The 18,422-nt window shown below is 67.6% G+C and carries 17 protein-coding genes and 1 other RNA gene; 8 read left to right on the top strand and 10 right to left on the bottom strand.

Annotation, left to right across the window (positions count from 1 at the left end; translation table 11 throughout):
• Window position 1: 1 nt before the first annotated feature.
• A complete protein-coding gene (locus AC6IW9_RS04100; RefSeq protein ID WP_497769333.1) occupies window positions 2-1,105 on the bottom strand; it encodes a microcin C ABC transporter permease YejB in 1,104 nt (367 codons plus the stop codon).
• Window positions 1,106-1,111: 6 nt separating this feature from the next.
• On the bottom strand, window positions 1,112-2,974 hold the full coding sequence (locus tag AC6IW9_RS04105) for an extracellular solute-binding protein (protein ID WP_497772438.1): 1,863 nt from the start codon (window positions 2,972-2,974) through the stop codon (window positions 1,112-1,114).
• A 336-nt stretch (window positions 2,975-3,310) separates the two neighbouring features.
• Here AC6IW9_RS04105 and AC6IW9_RS04110 point away from each other — a divergent pair, with 336 nt between their 5' ends.
• Entirely contained in the window at window positions 3,311-4,765 is a 1,455-nt protein-coding gene (locus tag AC6IW9_RS04110) for a succinate-semialdehyde dehydrogenase (protein ID WP_497769336.1), read from the top strand.
• Window positions 4,766-5,059: 294 nt separating this feature from the next.
• Here the strand turns inward: AC6IW9_RS04110 and AC6IW9_RS04115 are convergent, their stop codons facing one another.
• Both AC6IW9_RS04115 and AC6IW9_RS04120 read right to left on the bottom strand, forming a co-directional pair.
• Complete coding sequence (locus AC6IW9_RS04115; RefSeq protein WP_497769339.1) at window positions 5,060-5,482, bottom strand: SufE family protein; 423 nt, start codon at window positions 5,480-5,482, stop codon at window positions 5,060-5,062.
• Between the two features lie 116 nt (window positions 5,483-5,598).
• Window positions 5,599-5,892, bottom strand: coding sequence for a hypothetical protein (locus AC6IW9_RS04120; RefSeq protein ID WP_497769341.1), 294 nt, complete (start codon window positions 5,890-5,892; stop codon window positions 5,599-5,601).
• 219 nt (window positions 5,893-6,111) lie between these two features.
• On the opposite strand from AC6IW9_RS04120, the gene AC6IW9_RS04125 reads away from it, so the two are divergent.
• Genes AC6IW9_RS04125 through AC6IW9_RS04135 form a run of 3 tightly spaced genes read left to right on the top strand, consistent with a single transcriptional unit; the run spans window position 6,112 to window position 8,945 of the window.
• Window positions 6,112-7,917, top strand: coding sequence for a sensor histidine kinase (locus AC6IW9_RS04125; protein ID WP_497769343.1), 1,806 nt, complete (start codon window positions 6,112-6,114; stop codon window positions 7,915-7,917).
• Window positions 7,910-8,587: a peptidoglycan-binding domain-containing protein gene (locus AC6IW9_RS04130; RefSeq protein WP_497769345.1), complete on the top strand. Its 678-nt coding sequence runs from the start codon at window positions 7,910-7,912 to the stop codon at window positions 8,585-8,587. Before AC6IW9_RS04125 ends, AC6IW9_RS04130 begins: the two co-directional genes overlap by 8 nt.
• A gap of 10 nt (window positions 8,588-8,597) precedes the next feature.
• Complete coding sequence (locus tag AC6IW9_RS04135) at window positions 8,598-8,945, top strand: DUF1491 family protein (protein WP_497769348.1); 348 nt, start codon at window positions 8,598-8,600, stop codon at window positions 8,943-8,945.
• On the opposite strand, the gene AC6IW9_RS04140 is transcribed toward AC6IW9_RS04135, so the two are convergent.
• The gene (locus AC6IW9_RS04140; RefSeq protein ID WP_497769351.1) at window positions 8,935-9,630 is read right to left on the bottom strand and encodes a hypothetical protein; all 696 of its coding nucleotides are present in this window, start codon (window positions 9,628-9,630) and stop codon (window positions 8,935-8,937) included. The two genes, AC6IW9_RS04135 and AC6IW9_RS04140, sit on opposite strands and share 11 nt — an antisense overlap.
• A gap of 63 nt (window positions 9,631-9,693) precedes the next feature.
• On the opposite strand from AC6IW9_RS04140, the gene AC6IW9_RS04145 reads away from it, so the two are divergent.
• Both AC6IW9_RS04145 and AC6IW9_RS04150 read left to right on the top strand, forming a co-directional pair.
• Complete coding sequence (locus tag AC6IW9_RS04145) at window positions 9,694-9,996, top strand: hypothetical protein (RefSeq protein WP_497769354.1); 303 nt, start codon at window positions 9,694-9,696, stop codon at window positions 9,994-9,996.
• A 109-nt stretch (window positions 9,997-10,105) separates the two neighbouring features.
• On the top strand, window positions 10,106-10,315 hold the full coding sequence (locus AC6IW9_RS04150) for a hypothetical protein (RefSeq protein ID WP_497769357.1): 210 nt from the start codon (window positions 10,106-10,108) through the stop codon (window positions 10,313-10,315).
• 13 nt (window positions 10,316-10,328) lie between these two features.
• Here AC6IW9_RS04150 and AC6IW9_RS04155 read toward each other — a convergent pair whose 3' ends face one another.
• Window positions 10,329-10,838 (bottom strand): CAP domain-containing protein, encoded by a 510-nt coding sequence (locus tag AC6IW9_RS04155; RefSeq protein ID WP_497769359.1) that lies wholly within the window; start codon window positions 10,836-10,838, stop codon window positions 10,329-10,331.
• A 157-nt stretch (window positions 10,839-10,995) separates the two neighbouring features.
• Here AC6IW9_RS04155 and AC6IW9_RS04160 point away from each other — a divergent pair, with 157 nt between their 5' ends.
• Complete coding sequence (locus tag AC6IW9_RS04160; RefSeq protein ID WP_497769361.1) at window positions 10,996-12,684, top strand: lysine--tRNA ligase; 1,689 nt, start codon at window positions 10,996-10,998, stop codon at window positions 12,682-12,684.
• A gap of 15 nt (window positions 12,685-12,699) precedes the next feature.
• Here the strand turns inward: AC6IW9_RS04160 and AC6IW9_RS04165 are convergent, their stop codons facing one another.
• Complete coding sequence (locus AC6IW9_RS04165; RefSeq protein WP_497769364.1) at window positions 12,700-13,521, bottom strand: MipA/OmpV family protein; 822 nt, start codon at window positions 13,519-13,521, stop codon at window positions 12,700-12,702.
• Between the two features lie 681 nt (window positions 13,522-14,202).
• Between AC6IW9_RS04165 and AC6IW9_RS04170 the strand changes: the two genes are divergently transcribed.
• Window positions 14,203-14,721, top strand: coding sequence for a hypothetical protein (locus AC6IW9_RS04170; protein ID WP_497769367.1), 519 nt, complete (start codon window positions 14,203-14,205; stop codon window positions 14,719-14,721).
• Window positions 14,722-14,754: 33 nt separating this feature from the next.
• Here AC6IW9_RS04170 and AC6IW9_RS04175 read toward each other — a convergent pair whose 3' ends face one another.
• The 3 genes from AC6IW9_RS04175 to AC6IW9_RS04185 form a co-directional block, all read right to left on the bottom strand.
• A complete protein-coding gene (locus AC6IW9_RS04175; RefSeq protein ID WP_497769370.1) occupies window positions 14,755-15,333 on the bottom strand; it encodes a 5-formyltetrahydrofolate cyclo-ligase in 579 nt (192 codons plus the stop codon).
• Window positions 15,334-15,356: 23 nt separating this feature from the next.
• Window positions 15,357-15,512: non-coding RNA, 6S RNA (ssrS, locus tag AC6IW9_RS04180), on the bottom strand.
• 132 nt (window positions 15,513-15,644) lie between these two features.
• Window positions 15,645-17,855, bottom strand: a complete 2,211-nt coding sequence (locus AC6IW9_RS04185; RefSeq protein ID WP_497769372.1) for a hypothetical protein — start codon at window positions 17,853-17,855, stop codon at window positions 15,645-15,647.
• Window positions 17,856-18,422: the final 567 nt, after the last annotated feature.

Genomic DNA, 18,422 nt, shown 5'->3' on the forward strand with positions numbered 1-18,422 from the left:
ATCACACCTCGCGCGTCTCGAAATCGATGCGCGGATCGATCCATGTATAGGTCAAGTCGGACAGGAGATTCACCACGAGCCCGAGCAGCGCGAAAATATAGAGATTGGCGAAGACCACCGGATAATCGCGATTCACGATCGATTCATAGGAGAGATAGCCGAGGCCGTCGAGCGAGAAGATCGTCTCGATCAGCACCGAGCCGGTGAGAAAAGCGTGAACGAAAGCGCCTGGAAAACCAGCGATCACGATCAACATCGCGTTGCGGAACACGTGTCCGTAGAGCACGCGATTCTCGGTCAGCCCCTTCATGCGCGCCGTCTGCACATATTGCTTGCGGATCTCGTCGAGGAAGGAGTTCTTGGTGAGGAACGTCTGCGTCGCGAAGGCGCCGAGCGTCATCGCCGAGACCGGCAGGAAGATGTGCCAGAGATAATCGCCGATCTTCGCCGGCAGCGAGAGCTCGGCGAAATTCTCGGAGGTGAGGCCGCGCAATGGAAATACCTGCCAGAACGAGCCGCCGGCGAACAGCACGATCAGCAGCATGGCGAAGAGGAAGCTCGGAATGGCGTAGCCGACGATGATGAGATTGGAGGTCCAGGAGTCGAAGCGCTCGCCGTCGCGCACCGCCTTGGCGATGCCGAGCGGAATCGACACCGAATAGGAGATCAGAGTCATCCACAGGCCGAGCGACATGGAGACGGGCAGCTTTTCGCCGATCAGCTTCAGCACGCTCTCGTCGCGGAAATAGCTGCGGCCGAAATCGAAGACCGCGTAGTTCTTCACCATCAGCAGGAAGCGTTCCCACGCCGGCTTGTCGAAGCCGAACTGCTTTTCCAGCTCGGCGACGAATTTCGGATCGAGCCCCTGAGCGCCGCGATATTTGGAGCCGGCGTCGGCGCCGATCTGCGCTCCGCCGGCGCGGCCGACGTCGCCGGCGCCGCCCGAGAAGCGCGACGTCGCGCCCGCGTCGACTCCCTGAAGCTGCGCGATGACGCGCTCGACCGGACCGCCGGGCGCGAACTGCACCACGACGAAGGAGATGAGCATGATGCCGAAGATCGTCGGAATCATCAGCAAGAGGCGTCGCGCGATATAGGCTCCCATGTCGGTTCAGCGCCCTTTGAAATTGATCTTGCGCGCCTTTTCCTCGTCCCACCACCATGTCGAAGCAATGCCGAGGTCGAAGCGCGGAGATTTCTCGGGACGGCCGAGAACGTCCCAATAGGCGATCCGGAATGCCGCCAGATAATAATGCGGAATCCAATAACGTCCGGCAATCAGCACGCGGTCGAGCGCACGGCAGATGACGACGAGCTCCTCGCGCGTCGTGGCGACGAGCGCCTTCTCGATCAGCGCGTCGACGACCGGGTCGTCGACGCCGATATAGTTCTGCGATCCCTTCGAGCGCGCCGCGTCCGAGCCGAAAAGGACGCGCAACTCCTCGCCCGGGGAATAGGCGATGCGATAGCGGATCGACATCACGTCATAGTCGTAGTCGTCGAGACGCGACTTGTATTGAGCGGCGTCGACGATGCGAAGCCGCGCATTGACGCCGAGCAGCCGTAGATTCTTGATGAAGGGCTGCGTATGGCGTTCGTACATGCCGGAGAAATCGAGAAATTCGAATTCCAGCGGTTTTCCATCTGGTAGATAAAGGACGCCGTTCTTGCGCGTGCATCCGGCCGCCGTAAATAATTCAGCCGCCTTGCGCAGCAGCGAGCGGTCTTGTCCAGAGCCGTCCGACACCGGCGGGCGGAACGGCTCGCCGAAAACTTCCGCGGGCAGACGGTCGCGGAACGGCTCCAGCAGCGCTCTCTCCGCTTCGCTCGGTGTCCCAACCGCCTTGAGATCGGAATTCTCGAAATAGGACGTCGTGCGCTTGTAGGCGTCATACATTATATTCTTGTTGGTCCATTCGAAATCCCAGGCGTAACCGATCGCCTCGCGCACGCGCTTGTCCTTGAACACGGGGCGGCGCGTGTTGAAATACCATCCCTGCGTACCCGAGATATTCTCGTCTGGGATGATTTCGCGCTTCACGCGCCCGTCACGAAAGGCCGGAAAGTCGTATCCCGTCGCCCATACGGAAGAGGTGAACTCTTCATGCGCCGTGAAGGCGCCGGCTTTGAAGGCTTCGAAAGCGACGTTGCGGTCGGCAAAATAGTCGAAGCGGATCACTTCGAAATTGGCTTGGCCGACATTGACCGGCAGATCCTTCGCCCAATAGTCCGGCACGCGCTGGAAGGAGATGAAGCGGCCGGGGTCCAGCGGACCGACCTTGTAGGCGGAGGAGCCGAGCGGCGGCTCGAGGCTCGTCTCGTTGAACTTATGCTTGGTGTAATAGGCTTTGGAGAAGATCGGCTGACTCGCTACGATGATCGGCAGCTCGCGCGCGCGGCCGGGCGCGAGCTTCACGACGAGCACATCGTCGGCGACGGCCGTGGCGCCGACGAGATCGCGCAGCATTTGCGAGATCATCGGATGGCCTTCGGTCTTCAGCAGGTTCAGCGAGAAAGCCGCGTCATGCGCGGTCAGCGGCGTTCCGTCGTGGAAGCGCGCCTCCCTGCGCAGGAGGAAGGTGTAGGTGAGCTTGTCGGCGGAGACGCGCACCTTCTTGGCGACGAGGCCGTAGAGCGCGTCGCGCTCGTCGAGGCTGGAGGTCATCAGCGTGTCATAGACGAGACCGATGCCGGCGGCCGGATTTCCGCGCAGGATAAAAGGGTTCAGCGAATCATAGCTGCTCTTCTCGGGAGGCGGCGGCTCCATGACGAGCGCGCCGCCCTTGGGCGCCGCGGGATTCACATAGGCGAAATGCAGGAAATCTTCTTTTTCGGCCAGCTCGCCGAAGATCGAGAGGCCATGGCTCTCGGTCTCGCCGGCTGCGGCCTCCGCAAGAGCCGGGCGGATCATCCAGCCGGGCGCGGCGAGGCCGGCGAGGTTCGAGAGAGCGGAGAGCGCGCCGCGGCGCGTCATCGGGAGAAAGCTGCGGAAGTCGGCCAAGGTTGAGATCTCGCATGTCGTGCGTCGGGGCGGGCGCGAGCGGCGCCGCGAATCCCCGTGATTATGTCGGTTTTCGGCGACGAAGCCATATGAGATTGCGCATCGTCCCGCTCATGACGCGCAAGGCCGCGCCATGGTTCCGGCCAGCGCGAGCGAGCGCCCGCATAAGGCCGGAAAGCGCCGGATTTCGGGCAGCGCGAGCGCTGCGCCCACCGGGCCCCTCGGATTTGCCGGATGCGGATGTTGTGTCGACGGGCGAAGGCGCCGTATTCGAGAGCACCTTCGTTTCGCGTCCGGAGCGCAGCCGAGATGACCGCCAGAGAGCCCCGTCCGTTTCGCCAACAGGCTTTCATCGACGGCGCCTTCGCCGCCGCCGACACTGGCGCAACCTTCGCGGTGCGCGATCCGGCGACCGGCGCTCTTCTCGCCGAGGTTCCGGACATGGGCGCGGCCGAAACGCGCAGGGCGATCGAGGCGGCCGCGCGCGCGCTGCCCGGCTGGCGGGGACGCCTCGCCAAGGAACGGGCCCAGATCCTGCGCCGCTGGCACGACCTCCTGCTCGCCGAGCAGGAGCGCCTCGCGCAGATCATCACCGCCGAGCAGGGCAAGCCGCTCGCCGAGGCGCGCGGCGAGATCGCCTATGGCGCGGCCTATCTCGACTGGTTCGCCGAGGAAGGCCGCCGCGTCTATGGCGACGTGATCCCGCAGCAGTCGCGCGACAAGCGCATTCTCGTGCTCAAGCAGGCGATCGGCGTCACGGCGGCGATCACGCCCTGGAACTTCCCTTCCGCCATGATCGCTCGCAAGGCCGGCGCGGCGCTCGCCGCCGGCTGCACGATGGTGGTGAAGCCGGCCGAGCTGACGCCGCTGTCGGCCATCGCCCTCGCCGAGCTCGCGCAGCGCGCCGGCGTGCCGGACGGCGTGTTCAACGTGGTGACGACGAACGATCCCGCGCCCGTGGGCGCCGAGCTGACCGGGAACCCGCTCGTTCGCAAGATCACCTTCACCGGATCGACCGAGGTCGGCAAAATCCTGCTGCGCCGAGCCGCCGAGAATGTGCAGAAATGTTCGATGGAGCTCGGCGGCAATGCGCCCTTCGTCGTTTTTTCCGACGCCGATCTCGATCTCGCGGTGAAGGGCGCGCTGGCGACCAAATATCGTAACAGCGGCCAGACCTGCGTCTGCGCCAATCGTTTCCTCGTGCAGAGAGGCGTAGCCGACGCCTTCGCCGAAAAACTCGCCGCGGCCGTCGCCGCGTTGAAGGTCGGACGCGGCGCCGAGCCGGGGGTCGTCATCGGCCCGCTGATCGAGGAGGCGGCGGTGGAAAAGGTCGAGCGTCTCGTCGCCGACGCGCGCGAGCGCGGCGCGAAAGTGCTGACCGGCGGCGCGCGCCACGCGCTCGGCGGGACATTTTATGCGCCGACCGTGATCGCGGGCGTCGACCCCGACATGCAGATTTTCGGCGAGGAGATTTTCGGGCCCGTGGCCGCGATCACGCCCTTCGAAGACGAGGCGGACGCCATTCGCCTCGCCAATTCGACGCAATATGGATTAGCCGCTTATTTCTACAGCCGCGATCTCGCCCGCGCCTTCCGCGTCGCCGAGGCTCTGGAGTTCGGCATGGTGGGGGTCAACGAATCGCTGATGTCGAGCGAGGCCGCGCCCTTCGGCGGCGTCAAGCAATCGGGGATGGGGCGTGAGGGCTCGAAATACGGAATCGAGGACTATCTCGAGATCAAATATGTATGCCTCGGCAATATGTGACGTGTTCTGGATCAAGGGGTCCCCGCGAAGATCGCGGCGGCGGCCCGTCCTTCGAGACGCCTGCTTCGCAGGCTCCTCAGGACGAGGAGCCCGGTTTATTGTGAATCCCTCATGCTGAGGAGCGTCTGAAAGGCGCGTCTCGAAGCACGGGCCGCGTCCAGGGTCTTCGTCCCCTCGCCCTGAGGAGCCCGCGAAGCGGGCGTCTCGAAGGGCGGCCGCTTCAACGCCTTCTGGAACATCCTTCGAGGCTTTTGCGCCGCAAAAAGCGCCTCGGGATGAGGAGGCTACTTTCTGCTACGACGCCAGAGCGGCGCGGGCCTCGGTCTTGATGCGCTCGACCATGGAGCGCACGCCGTTGCTGCGCTGCGGAGTGAGGTGCTGGGCGAGGCCGAGGTCGGTGAACAGCGGCATGGCGTCGAGGCCGATGATCTCGTCCGCGGGACGGCCCGAATAGAGCGCGAGGATCAGAGCCACGAGCCCGCGCACGATATGGGCGTCGCTGTCGCCGCGGAACGACAGAACCGGCGCGCCGGGCCCCTCCTTGCTCGTCTTGCTCTCCAGCCACACTTGGCTGGCGCAGCCGCGCACTTTGTTCTCCTCGGTATAGGCCTCCTTGGGCAGAGGCTCCAGCGTGCGGCCGAGCTCGATCAGATAGCGGTAGCGATCCTCCCACTCGTCGAGCATTTCGAAATTGCCGATGATCTCGTCTATGGCCATGTCCGTCGCCCGATGTTCGCTCGCCCGAGAATGAGCGCGCCGACGCCCAGTCTCATATGGCGACTGTCCGTTTTCGCGCAATCGCCTCGTCGGATGCAAGCGTGGCGCCGGGCCGATCAACGCCTGTCGGCCTCGCCCTTGGCCTCTTGCAGCTTCTCGGCGGCGCGCAGGCAGTCGCGCGGATGCGCGAGGCAATGGTCCAGCGCCGCCTCGGCCGCCCGGCCGACGGCCCGATCCGCGGCATCCGAAAGGGCCGCGCGCGCTGTCGCCGCGAACTCGCCCGAAGCGCCGGCCCGCGCCGGGGAGCGGGCGGCGACATGAGATAGTCCATCGCGCTCTCCGTCCTCGCGCGCGGCGATCACCAGAAGGACGATTCCGAGGAAGATGAGGCATTTCAGCAAGAACAGCACGGCGGTGGTCCCCTTCGTCGACGGCCTCGGCCGCCTCGCCCACAATCCGCCTCGATTGCTACCGTGGCGTAAACGCCCGCCGCGCCGCTTTCGGCAAGGAGTTGCAAACCATAAGGCGCATTCTCCCCGCAATGCGTCGCAAAGGCGTCGTTCCTGTGATCGGTTTAGCAGTCACTTAAGACGGATTTGCCAGATTGTCGGCGACCAGGAGCGCGAAATTTGCGTAAGCTTTCTGTAACTTGGCCGCTGACTGCGAGAGAGTGGATCGAGCGGCTGGCGCAATCGGGGCCCGCCCTCGCCGAAGCGGAGCGCGCGCGCCGCATCGCCTTTCTCGCGCCGCGCCTCGCGCTCGCCGCGGCCGTTCTGCTGGCGACGCCCGTGTGGGTCGTCGTCGCGGGCGCGCCCAGCTCGGGAGAGAGCCTGCTGTTCGCGCTCGCTCAGTTTCCGCTGCTGTCGGTCGTCGCGCTGCTGCGCTTCGACGATCTGCGCGCCGCCCTGGCGGTGTCGGCCGCCGGCTGGCCGATCTTCGCCGGCGCCTGCGTGGCGGTCGCCGACGCCCCGGCTGCGGCCGTCGCTCCGCTTTTGGCGATGGGGCTCCTCGAGGCGACGCTGGCTTTCGACATCGCCATGATCGGCGCCGTCGCTGTCGCCGCCGCCGGCGTTCTTTCGCTCGCCGCTTTCGCAGCGGGCGAAGCCTTCGCCATTGCTTTTGCTGCGCCGCTCCTCGCCTATGCGACGGCTCTCGCCGCCGGCGCGATCCGCGTCGCGCGCGTCGATTCGGGCGAGACGCGCCGCAGAGCGGCGGACCTCGCCCTGCTCGGCGAGGCCGCCGGCGATCTCATCGTCGGCTTCGACGAAGGCGGCGCCGTCTCCCGCCTCGTCGGCGAGCGGCGCGAGACTTACGGGCTCGAGGCTCACGACCTCATGGGACGCGGCTTTTTTCATCGCGTCCATGTCGCCGACCGGCCGGCCTTTCTGAAGCTCGTCTCCGACACGATCGCCGCGAATGCGCCGGCGTCGGCCGAGCTGCGGCTGCGCGTCGGCTCTGCGCCCGGCGCCGGCGAATATGCGGAGCCGGTGTTCCATGTCTTCGAGGCGCGCAGCCGGCCGGCCCGCGACGCCGGGGCCCGGGTGATCTGCTTTCTCGCCGACGTGACGGCGGCGCGCCGCGCCGAAGAGGCTCTCGCCGCGGCCTGCCGCGAGAGTGAACTGGCGAGCGTCGGCAAGACCCGCTTCCTCGCCAATGTGAGCCATGAGCTGCGCACCCCGCTCAACGCCATCATCGGCTTCTCGGACATGCTGGCGAGCGAGCAGCTCGCCCCGGCCGATCCGGCCAAGCGCCGCGAATATGCGGAGATCATCCGCAATTCGGGCCAGCATCTGCTCGCCGTCGTCAATTCGATCCTCGACATGTCGAAGATCGAATCGGGCTCGATGCAGATCGTGCCGGAGCCCTTCTCCGCGCCCGAGCTCGTCGAGCAATGCATGCAGATGATGCAGCTCAAAGCCGAGCAGGCCCGCGTCGAGCTCGCGAGCGACTACGCCGACGGGCTGCAGGAGATCGTCGGCGACAAGCGCGCCTGCAAGCAGATCCTCATCAATCTCCTGTCCAATGCGGTGAAGTTCACGCCCGCCGAGGGCCGCGTGACGGTGCGGCTCTATCCGGACGGAAATCGGCTGGCGATCGCGGTCACCGACAGCGGCATCGGCATCGCCGCGGCCGATCTCGGCCGGCTCGGCGATCCCTTCTTCCAGGCCAGCGCCTGCCATGATCGCGCCTATGAGGGCACAGGCCTCGGCCTCTCCGTGGTGCGCGGCCTCGTCGGGCTGCACGGCGGCGCGATCGCCGTCGAGAGCGCGCCGCAGCGCGGCACTTGCGTGACCGTGCGCCTGCCGCTCGACTGCCGGCCGCATCAGAACCGCCCGCCCGCTCTCGCCAAGATCGAGACGATCGCGCGCCGTGGCGCGATCCGCCCGGGCGACGATCTCCAAATCCGCGATGAAATGGTGAAGAAAATTGCGTGAAGCTCTCGCCGCCGCCAATCACGACATGCTGCTCGACGACGACCGCCGCGGCGAGAAGCGCCGCGCCGGCCGCGGCGGCAGGAAGACCGCGGCGGCGCGCCTGTTCGGCGGACGCCGCCGCGCCATGGTGTTTCTGAGCTTCGCCGCGCTCGCCGCGATCGGCGTGCCGCTCAACGCGCTCTATCTGCAGGACGGACGCCATCCCGCGCCGCTGTTCCAGAAGGCGCCGGCGGAGCCCGCGCCGCGGCATGCGCATTTCGAGGCGCCCCCCGCGCCGCCCCCGCGCGCGGCGATCGACGAGCCGGCCCCAGAGGCCGCGGCGCCCAGGCCGGCGGCGATGAATGCGGAGCCTGCCCGGCCGGCGGAGAAGCGCCATGGCGACGCCATCGGCGCTCTCCTCGGCGGCGGCGTGAAATCCGCAGAGAGCGCGAAAGACGTCCGGCAGGCGCAGCAGGCGCTCGCCAAATTGGGCTATTCCGTCCAGACCGACGGCGTGATGGGCGCCGCGACGCGGCGGGCGCTGGAGAAATTCGAACGCGCCAACGGCCTGCCCGCCAAGGGCGAGCTGGACGCGGCCGTGCTGCGCCGTCTGCGCGCGAAGGCCGCGGCGGCGGCGCCTGCACCGATGGCGCATCCCATCCATCCGACGCCGCCTGCGCGGACCAACTGACCTGAGCCCGATGAGACTGCGCTCGGACCTCTTCGTCGCCGCTCTGATCCGCCGCGCCGAGATCGCCGGAGCGGCGGCGATGCTGCGCCGTCGCGGGGCCGCCGAAGCCGGCGCCGTGTTCGTGAAGATCGACCGGCTCGACGGCCGCGCCGCTCTGCTCGGACCCGCGCCGCAGAGCGAGGAACTCCCGGAAGGCGTGGACCGCCTGTTCGCACGCCTGCATCGAGACGAATGGATCGCGCCCTTCGAGGCCGAGGAGCGGATGAAGAAGGAGATCGCCTTCGACGCCGATCTCTGGCTCGTCGAGATCGAGGACCGCGACGGGCGGCCCTTCGTCGATCTCTCGCCTACAGGCTGACCTTGGCGCCGGGCCGGCGCCGGCCTTTGCCGCGCCGCGTCAGCCCGCTTTCGGACGCCGGAAGGCGCTGGACGGGGGGGAAAGCGACGCGCTCCTTCTCGGGCCGGACCGCGCCGGTCATCGCCGCGACGAGCCGCTGCGCCGCCCGCGGCGGCGTCGAGCGCATCAGCGCGACGAGCGCGCGCACGCGCGCGACATCCGGCGCGGCGCGCTCCGCGCCGATGAAAATGCGGATCGCCGCGTCTTCGTCGACGCCGAGCGCGAGCAGCGCCAAGGCCAGCGCCTCGCCGCCCGGATCGAAGAGAATCGCGCGCGCCCGCGCCTTGCGGCAGTCGAGCCCTTCGGCCAGAGCCTCGGCCAGCGCCTCCGGATCGCGCGCCAGCGCGCAGTCTCTTATCCGAACGACGATGTGCGCCGCGGGCCGGCCGATCGTCTCCGGGCCGACCGAGGCCAGCGCCCGAGCGCTGGCCTCCAGGATGATCGCGCGGCGCTCGCGCGCGTCGGCGGCGAGGAACAATGGTTCGGCGTCGATCGCCAGATCGTCGCGATCGAGCAGGATGCGGCCGAGCTCGAGATCGTCGCGGCCCATCTGCGTCAGCGCGCGCCGCGCCGCCTGATCGAGATGGATGCGCCGATTGGCGGCGAGGGCGCAGAGCACCTCGCTCTCGCCGCGCGACGCGAGCACGGCGACGATCTTGCGGTCGAGCGTCGCGCGCCGGGCGATGGCCGCCGCGAGCTCGGCCGGGCCGTGCTCGGCGGTGACGCGCGCGAGTCCGGGATGCAGCGCCGGCGCGCGCTCGAAGACGATGCGCGCCGTCCGTCCGCCCTTCTCGAGCAGCGCGGCGAGGACGCCTGGCGGCGTTTCCGGATGGCGGCAGAGATCCGCCGCGCAATCGGCGACGGAGTCGGCGTCGAGCAGGGGGATCAGGCCACAGGCGAGTTTTTCGAACTGATCGAGATCGCTCCGGGAATGCAGGGGGCGCGCGACGAACGGGTCGACGATCGCCCTGAGCAGCGCCGATCCGCCCGATGTCGTTCAGGTCTGCCGTGAGGCATCGACAATCGCACCGAAAGAAGATTCGCCTGTGATGGTTTTAGGACGGTTCCGTTGACGCGACATTAACTCTCGGCGTTTCTGCTGTGAAACGCGACGGTGACGCGTGCGATCGCGCCGCATCGTCGCGGGGGGCGACGGCATGGGCGAGATCATGGCCTTCAGGCCGAAGGCGAGGGTCGCGGCGAGCGCGCCGCCGACTCCGGGCGGCGCGCAGATCCTGTTCTTCCTCGGCGTGCGCTATGTGCGGGAGGAGACTGCGGCGAAAGGCTCGCCGCGCGGGCGCAGCGGCGGCAAACGCAAGACGCGCGCGTGAACGGCGGCGACGGTCAATCGGCGAGAATCAACGCCCAGTAGACTTTGTAGCGGGTCCCCGGCGCATAGGCCGTGGCGATCCCCATGCGGGTGGCGCCTTTCATCAAAAGATTGCGATTGTGCGGCGGCGACTGCCGCCAACCCGAGAAAGCCTCCGCGAGCGTATGATAGCCGGCCGAGACGTTCTCCGCCGCGCCGGCGCTCTTCATTCCCCGCGCCGTGAGGCGCATGTCCAGCGCCCCGCGCACATTGTGGTCGAGCGAATTGGCGGCGGCCATGGCGTCGGCCTGAGCCTGCGCGGCCTGCTGGAGAGTCTCGTCGATCTCGAGTGGCGAGAGGGCGTTGTTACGCCGATGGAGCGAGATCATCTCGCGCGCCGCCTGCGCATCGACGCGCGCGCCGGGCGCGGCGAGCGAGCGATAGAAGCTCGGCCGACCCGAGTCCGGCGCGACGCTCTCGCGATCGCCGCACGCGCAGAGCGTGAGGAGCGCCGCCGGCGCCAGGAAACGAAGCAGGAAGGTCATGACGCGTGGCCGGTTCGCATGAAGACGTTTCGCCCGAGGGCGGAGAATCGCGCGCCACTATAGAGGCGTCGGCTCGACGTCGAAACGCTCGACGGCGCGTTGACGCGGGCGGCCTGCGCCCATAGTGTGCGCGGCCCTTCGCAAATGCAGCATGATCATGCCCACGCCCGACGTCTTGCCTCCCGAACTTCTCGAAGCCGCCCGCGTCTCGCCGGCCTGGCCGTTCGAAGAGGCGCGCAAGCTCGTCGAGCGAGTCGCCGAGACGGGGCAGACCAGCGTCCTGTTCGAGACCGGCTACGGCCCGTCGGGGCTGCCGCATATCGGCACCTTCGGCGAGGTGGCGCGCACCAGCATGGTGCGCCACGCCTTCGAGGTCTTGACCGAGGGCAGGATCGCGACGCGCCTCCTCGCCTTCTCGGACGATATGGACGGGCTGCGCAAGGTTCCGGACAATATTCCCAACAAGGAGCTCGTCACCGCTCATCTCGGCAAGCCGCTCACCAGGGTGCCGGACCCGTTCGGGACGCATGAGAGCTTCGGCGCGCACAATAATGCGCGGCTTCGCGCCTTTCTCGACGCCTTCGGCTTTTCGTACGAATTCGCCTCCTCGACGGACTATTACGCATCCGGCCGCTTCGACGCCGCGCTGCGGCAGATGCTCGCGCGCTACGACGAGGTGATGAAGATCATGCTGCCGACCTTTCGCGAGGAGCGGGCGGCGACCTATTCGCCCTTCCTGCCGATCCATCCGAAAACCGGCGTCGTCATGCAGGTTCCGCTCGACGCCGTCGACGCCGCCGCGGGGACCATCTCCTGGCGCGATCCGCAGACGGGCGAGGCTTTCGTCACCCCGGTCACAGGGGGCGCGTGCAAGCTACAATGGAAGCCGGACTGGGCCATGCGCTGGTATGCGCTCTCGGTCGATTACGAAATGGCCGGCAAGGACCTCATCGATTCGGTGAAGCTGTCCTCCGCCATCGTGCGCGCGCTCGGCGGCCGGCCGCCCGAAGGCTTCAATTACGAGCTCTTCCTCGACGAGAAGGGCCAGAAGATTTCCAAGTCGAAGGGCAATGGGCTGACGATCGAGGAATGGCTGACCTACGCCAGCCCCGAGAGCCTCTCCCAATTCATGTATCAGAAGCCGACGGCGGCGAAGAAGCTCTACTTCGACGTGATCCCGCGCAATGTCGACGATTATCTCTCCTTCCTCGACGCCTATCGGAGACAGGCGTGGAAGGAGCGGCTCGGCAATCCTGTCTGGCACGTCCATTTCGGCGCGCCGCCGGAGCCGGAAACGCTCGTTCATGCGGGCGAGACCAAGGGGACGACGATCTCCTTCTCCATGCTCCTCAATCTGGCGACCGTCGCCAACGCCGAGGACCCCGCTGTGCTCTGGGGCTTCCTGCGGCGCTATGCGCCGCAGGTCTCGCCGCAGAACCATCCGCGGCTCGACGAGCTCGTCGGCTATGCGGTGGCTTATTTCCGTGACTTCGTGCGGCCGGCCAAGCGCTATCGCGCCGTCGACGACGTCGAGTGCGCGGTGCTGACGACATTGTCGGAGACGCTCGCCGCCCTGCCGAAGGACGCGAGCGCCGAAGACATTCAGACCGCGCTCTATGACGTCGCGCGCGCCGTGCCGCGCTATCAGGACCTCGCGGCCAAGGGCGCGACGCCGGAGCGGCCGGGCGTCTCGAATGAATTCTTCAATATGCTCTATCAGGTCTTGCTCGGCGAGAGCCGCGGTCCGCGTTTCGGCTCCTTCGTCGCCCTCTACGGAGTCGAGGAGACGCGCGGCCTCATCGCCAAGGCGCTCGCCGGAGAGCTGGCGGCGCCGGCCGCGGTGTGAGCGCGGCCGCGCGGCTCACCACGCGAAACCGCGGATCTCGAAAGATCGGGCGATCGACAGGCCGGCGGTGAATTGATTGCGCGAGCCGAGATCGGACGGAATAGGGCTCGAGCCGACGCTGCCGGTCAGCCGCTGCAGGCCGCCATAGACGGTGGCGTTCCAATTCTTGGTGAAATCGTAGCGGAAGGTGGCGAGCCCGCCAGCGGAAGTGAAGCCGCCGGTCGCCTCATAGGGCGCGAGGCCGCCGTTGAGAAGCGACTCATAGGGCGTCACCGAAAAGAAGGCGTTGGCGTAGCGATTGTCGCCGAGGCTGATGCGCGGCCCGATCGAGACCGTGGCGCGGCCGTCGCCGCCGAAGAGATCGGCGCCGAGCGCGGCGACGAAGCCCTCATGGCCGTCGATTCCCTGCCGCAGCTCGGCGCGTGTGCGGAAATGCTCGCCCGCGCGATATTCGATGAAGCCGCCGAGCTCATGGGTGAGCGACACCGTATGCACGCCGGTCAGACCATCGCGCTGCCCGCGCCGGAACACGAAATTCGCCACCGGACCGGCGCGGAATCCGTGCGCGTCCACCAGCGCGAGGCCGAAACCATCGTCCGGCGTCGAGAACAGCTCCGGCTCGCCGATACGGCGAATGTCGATCGCGGGAAAGGGATAGGGCCGCAGCCTCGCCGATCCGGGGAAGCTCGGCGCCAGCGCGCCGATGCCGCGCAACGTCACGATCCAGCCGTCGGGAACTGCGGCGATCGGCAAATCCCCCGCATGGGCGGCCGGCGCCGCAGCAAGAAACGCGAAGCCGAGCGCGGTGCGGACGGCATGCGGGCGCAGGTCCGGCAAGATCGATCCTCCGTCGGGCGACGTAACCCAGTTTTCATATTTTATCAGTCGCCCGCCCGCGGCGCCAAGAGCCGGCGCGCGCTTGCGCCGCCGCGTGTTTGCCGGCCGAAGTTTCCGGGCGGCGAATTTCGCCGCTCCCGGGCGGGCGCGCCCGCGTCTCTCCCGCGCCGTCGACCGCAAGATCGCCGAGGGGCCCGCCGGAGAGGAGCACGGCCCCGCGTTGACGGCCCCCTTCGCCGAGGCTAAGGTCCCGCCATGCCGCACGCTGACGATAATCAAAATTCGGGCCAGTCCCTTTCGACGCCGCCGGCGAACGCCGCCGCAGAGTCTCGCGACCCGACTCCTACGGCTCCAGCGCCGGCCCGGCCGAGCGCTCCGCCCGCGGCGATTGCTCCCGAGGCCGCTACTCCGGCGCCCACCCCCGCCAAAACGGCGCCCGCGCCCGCCGCAGCCGCTCCGAGGCCCGCTGCGCTGCAGCCGGCTACGCTGGCCGCCGCGGCAAAGCCCGTCGCGGCTCAATCCCCCAAACCGGACGCCGCTCCAAGGCCCGCGCCGCCGCCTGCGAAGCCGGACCCTGCTCCTGCCGCGGCGGCTCCGAAGCCCGCCGCGCCGCAGCCCGCAAAGCCGGACGCCGCGCCAAAGCCCGCGGCGGCCGAAAGTGATCTCGCGGCCCAGGTCGCGGTGTTGACAGCCAAGAGGGAAAAGCTCGTCAAGATCGCCACCGAGGCGCGAGCGGCCGCCGAAGAGGCCAAGAAGGAATTAGCCGCCGCGCAAGCGCAGATCGCGTCGCTCACCGAGGAGAAGGCGAAGGCGCTCTCGACCGCCGCCGCGGCGCAGAGTCAGCTCGATGCGGCCCGCGAGGACATTCGCAAACGGACCGGCGCCGTCGCAGCGGCGGGCGACGGGACGAAAGCGCAGGAGCAGATTCGTCTGCTCACCGAAGAGCGGAACCGGTTGTCGGCGGACGTCGCGCGCATCTCGGCCGCCGCCGAGGCGGTCGCGCACGAGCTCGCCGCCGCGCGGGAGCACATCGCCGGCCTCACCGAGCTCCGTGACCGCGCCGGCGCCGAGTCCGCCGAGATCAGGGCCTGGGCCGAGAATGTGCTGGCGCACGCCAATCGTCTGCACGAAAGATTGCAGTTGCTCGATCGCGAGAGCCTGACGGCGTTCATCCGCCGCCGCTATTTCCAACGCGGCTGACGCCGACCGGCGCCGGAAAGCGGGCGCGCGCCTTCAGACGGCGATCAGCTCTCGCTCGGTCAGCAGAAAGTCGAGCCGTTGGTCGTGAGGCTCGATCGGCACGCATTCCGCTTCCTGACAGGCATAGGCGACGCCGATCGCGACGACGCGTTTTTTGCCGTGCAGCTCCGATAAGGTCGCATCATAGATGCCGCCGCCATAGCCGAGACGGCTGCCCCTTCGGTCGAAGGCCGCGAGCGGCGCGAAAATGATATCGGGCTGGAAAGACGGCTTGTCCTGCGACGGCTCGGACAGCCCGAATGGACCTTTGACCAGCTCGTCGCCCGGCACGAAGGCGCGAAAAATCAGCGGGCGACGCACCGCCGTCATCACCGGCAGAACCGTCGCAATCCCACGGGAGGCGAGCGCGTCGATGAAAGGACGCGTATTGAGCTCGCTGCGGATCGGCCAGTAAACGGAGACCACCTCATCGGGCCGCCGTGCGAGTTCCCGCGTCAGCGTCAACGCGCCCTCGGCGACGCGCAGGGCCGCCTCATGGGCTTCGTGATGGGTAACCAAGTCGCGGCGGGCCAGGGAGCGTCGGCGCAGGTCGGTCTTGACGTCGGCGGACATGAAATCCTGTCGTCCGAGAGAGGCGCGGGCCGCGTGAGCCGTGGGACATCGATCCCGGGAACCTACAACGTAGGTGGGCGCCATAGTGGCCGAGCCCACGGGCAAGGCCAGGGACAGCTCCCTTGGAGATCGATAAGGCCCCGGGGAATTAAGGTCCGACACGCACCCCGCAGCGCCGCGTCGCTAATTTAGTCGCGAGCGAGCCGAAACGCCAGAGGCGAACCTGTTCGGACGCCCCATCCCCATCCTGCATTTCCATCTTGGCGCGTGGATCGCTTGCCGCCGGCGCCGGTCGGCGGCGATGCGGAGCCTCAAGGCGTGTTGTTCAAAAGCTTGCGATTGAGCACGATCGAGTGACGCAAGTCATTGCCCGCCGCCGGACGGATCTTCTGATTCAGCGCGGCTCCGCCGTCGATCGGAACGATCACGCCGCCGTTCGCGAGGCCGCCGAAACGCAGGATCGACCACAGCCAGCCCGACTGCAGCCCGGGCGCGGCCGCGCCGAAGACCGTCCGCACTTCGGCCACGCTGGGGAGAGCGGCGAGATCGGAGAGGCCGGTCCTCTGCGCTCTCGCCCATGCGGCGAGGCGGTTGCGCGCCGCGGAGTCGCCGTCCAAGACGCGCAAGGCGAGCGTCTTCAACGCGAGATAATTCTTGAGCCCGCTCGCCGAGTCGACGGGCGAGAAATGAGAGATGTCGATCTCCGCACCCTGCTCATGGCCGGCGCTCCAGAGGCTACGCCCATGCTCGCCCGAAATGTCGTCGACGCGCGACAGGAGCCCGGCGTTCGTCTTCAGCCATTCATGGCCGCCCTTCGACGTCCAGCCGTCGCCGCCCGACTCGCGCTGCCCATAGCGGGAGATATTGGCCGGCAAGCTCCACAACGCATGGACCAGAGGCGAATCGAGCTCCAATGTCTTGGGGACCCCGGCGACTTTCGCCTTGATTGTGAAATGATAGCACATGTTGTGCGCCGGGGGCGTCGCGCCATCGACCGGCGACAGGATCGGATTGCCCTTTCCGAAGGTCACGAACACGCGAAAGCCATCGGAACCGAGCGCCGTCGGCCTTCCCCGGAAGACCGTGACGCCGCTCGACGGGGCGGTCCCGAAGCCGATCTGGGCTTCGACGGATTCGATTCGCGCGCTGGCGAGGTCGTAAGGAGGCTCGATCTTGAAATCGAAGCCCTTTCGAAACGTGTTCGGCCGAGTCTTCGGGGGGATGCTGAAATAATCGTCGGGCCCCGCGACCTGTTCGTAGACGCCGGCGACCGTCGCCCGCAACTCGGCGGGCGGCTCTCCGAGCGTGGCCTGCACGGTCGTCGGCAGGACGCTGTCGCCGACATTCATGGCCGAGCCGATCAAAATGAGCGTCGCTGCCGCGGAGCGGGTGAGCGCCGACACATCGAGCGTCTCCGTCACGACGCCGGTCGTGCCGCCGCAACGCCACAAGGGTTGGAGGCTCGTCTGCGAATTGACGTTGCGCGCGATCCGGAACAGCACGCGGCCCCGCCCCGAGATCACGGAGAGATCCCAATTATCGTTGAATTTGCTCTGATTGAGGACGTAGAAGGGATATTCCGTCGACGAGACGGTATAGGAGAGCGTGACTTTCGCCGTCCCCTTCGGCACCGTGAGCGTCGCCGTCTGGGAAATTCGTGCGTTCTGCTGCGCGGAGGTCGCCGAGATCGATACCTGGCCGGCCGCAGCGGGAGCCGCCGCCGGGGCGGCGCGGACGGCCGCCGCCTTCTGCGCCTCGAGGCGCTTCGCACGCTCGGCGGCGTCGGATTCGTCCGCCGCGAGCGTCGGAACGCCGGGCGAAGCGGACGGGATGATCGTGAGCGGCGTCCCTCCGGCCTGATGGGCGTCCGGACCGAGCAGCCTCAGCCGAGCCTCGACGTTGCGGTCGATGAAAGCGACGCCGCTGCCGCTGTAGATCGTCGATCCGACTTGCCGCTGAGCCGAGAGGGCGACATTGAGGGCGGGAGTCGAGGCGAATGTGAACCGGCCGTTCTGGTCCGATCGCGTCGACAAAGACGCGCCCGCCCCCAACAGGTCGAGCTTTACGACCACGTCGTTCACCGGGACGGAGGGATTGGAGGCCGGCGGGAGCAGCCGGCCCGAAATCGTCGACCGGCCGATCCAGAAATCCCGCGTCGCGCGCAGCAGCGCGCCATCGGCGGTCAGCGCCTCCACCTTCAGCACATGCCGCGCGTCGACGTTCAGAAACTGAGCCAGATTGACGCCGCCGGGCACACGCAGCGTATTTCCGTTCACGATCTGGAATTGCGCGGTGACGTCGAAAATTTCGCCCGACGAGGTTCTTTCGACCGTGACCGACGTGATCTCCGAGACGGGCAGCGGCCGGCCCCGCACGGGATCGACGAGGGACGCCGAAAAGCCCGTCGACGTCAGAGGCAGGACGGGGAGGAACGAGGATGTCAGCGCCGCCGGGACGACCGTCGCGAGGCCCTCGCCGGTCAGCACGACGTCGACGCCCCTGTTCTGGGCGGGATCGGTCACTTCGATCTCGACGGCGCCGCCGGCCAGGCCGGGAGCGACCGCTCCGATCCGATGGGTTCCCGCCGGCAAGGACGAAATGACATATCGTCCATCGGAAGCCGTGCGCCGACCTTCTTACCGTCGACATAGACGAGAGCGCCGGCCGCAGCGGGGCCGGCGGCAGCCTCGAAAGAGGTCCGGACGAGAATGGCGGCATCGGCTGCGCCCGCGGCGGCCAGCCATACGGCCGACAGCGCGAAACACCGCAGCAGAAGAACGGCGCTTCTTCCTCGCCTGTCGGAGGCGGGGCGCTCCCCTCTTGCGACGTGGGAGAGGAAGCCTGCGATCGACATTCCGAACCTCCGAGAAATGCCCGAACGAAAAGTGCTCGTTCTTAACAGGCCGAGGCCGGATCGGCAATGCCTGCGCTCGAGGCTGCCGGGACGATGGAGTGAAGGACCAGAGTCCGCGCCCTCGTGTCGAGGAGCGGCGAAGCGGGCGTCTTTAAGCCCCACAGGGCGCGACGCTCCACAGGTCCGGAAAACGAGGGGAAAGGCGCGAGGCGCTCGAGGGGTCTCGGCCATATGC

The organism is Methylosinus sp. shoA, assembly GCF_059718125.1.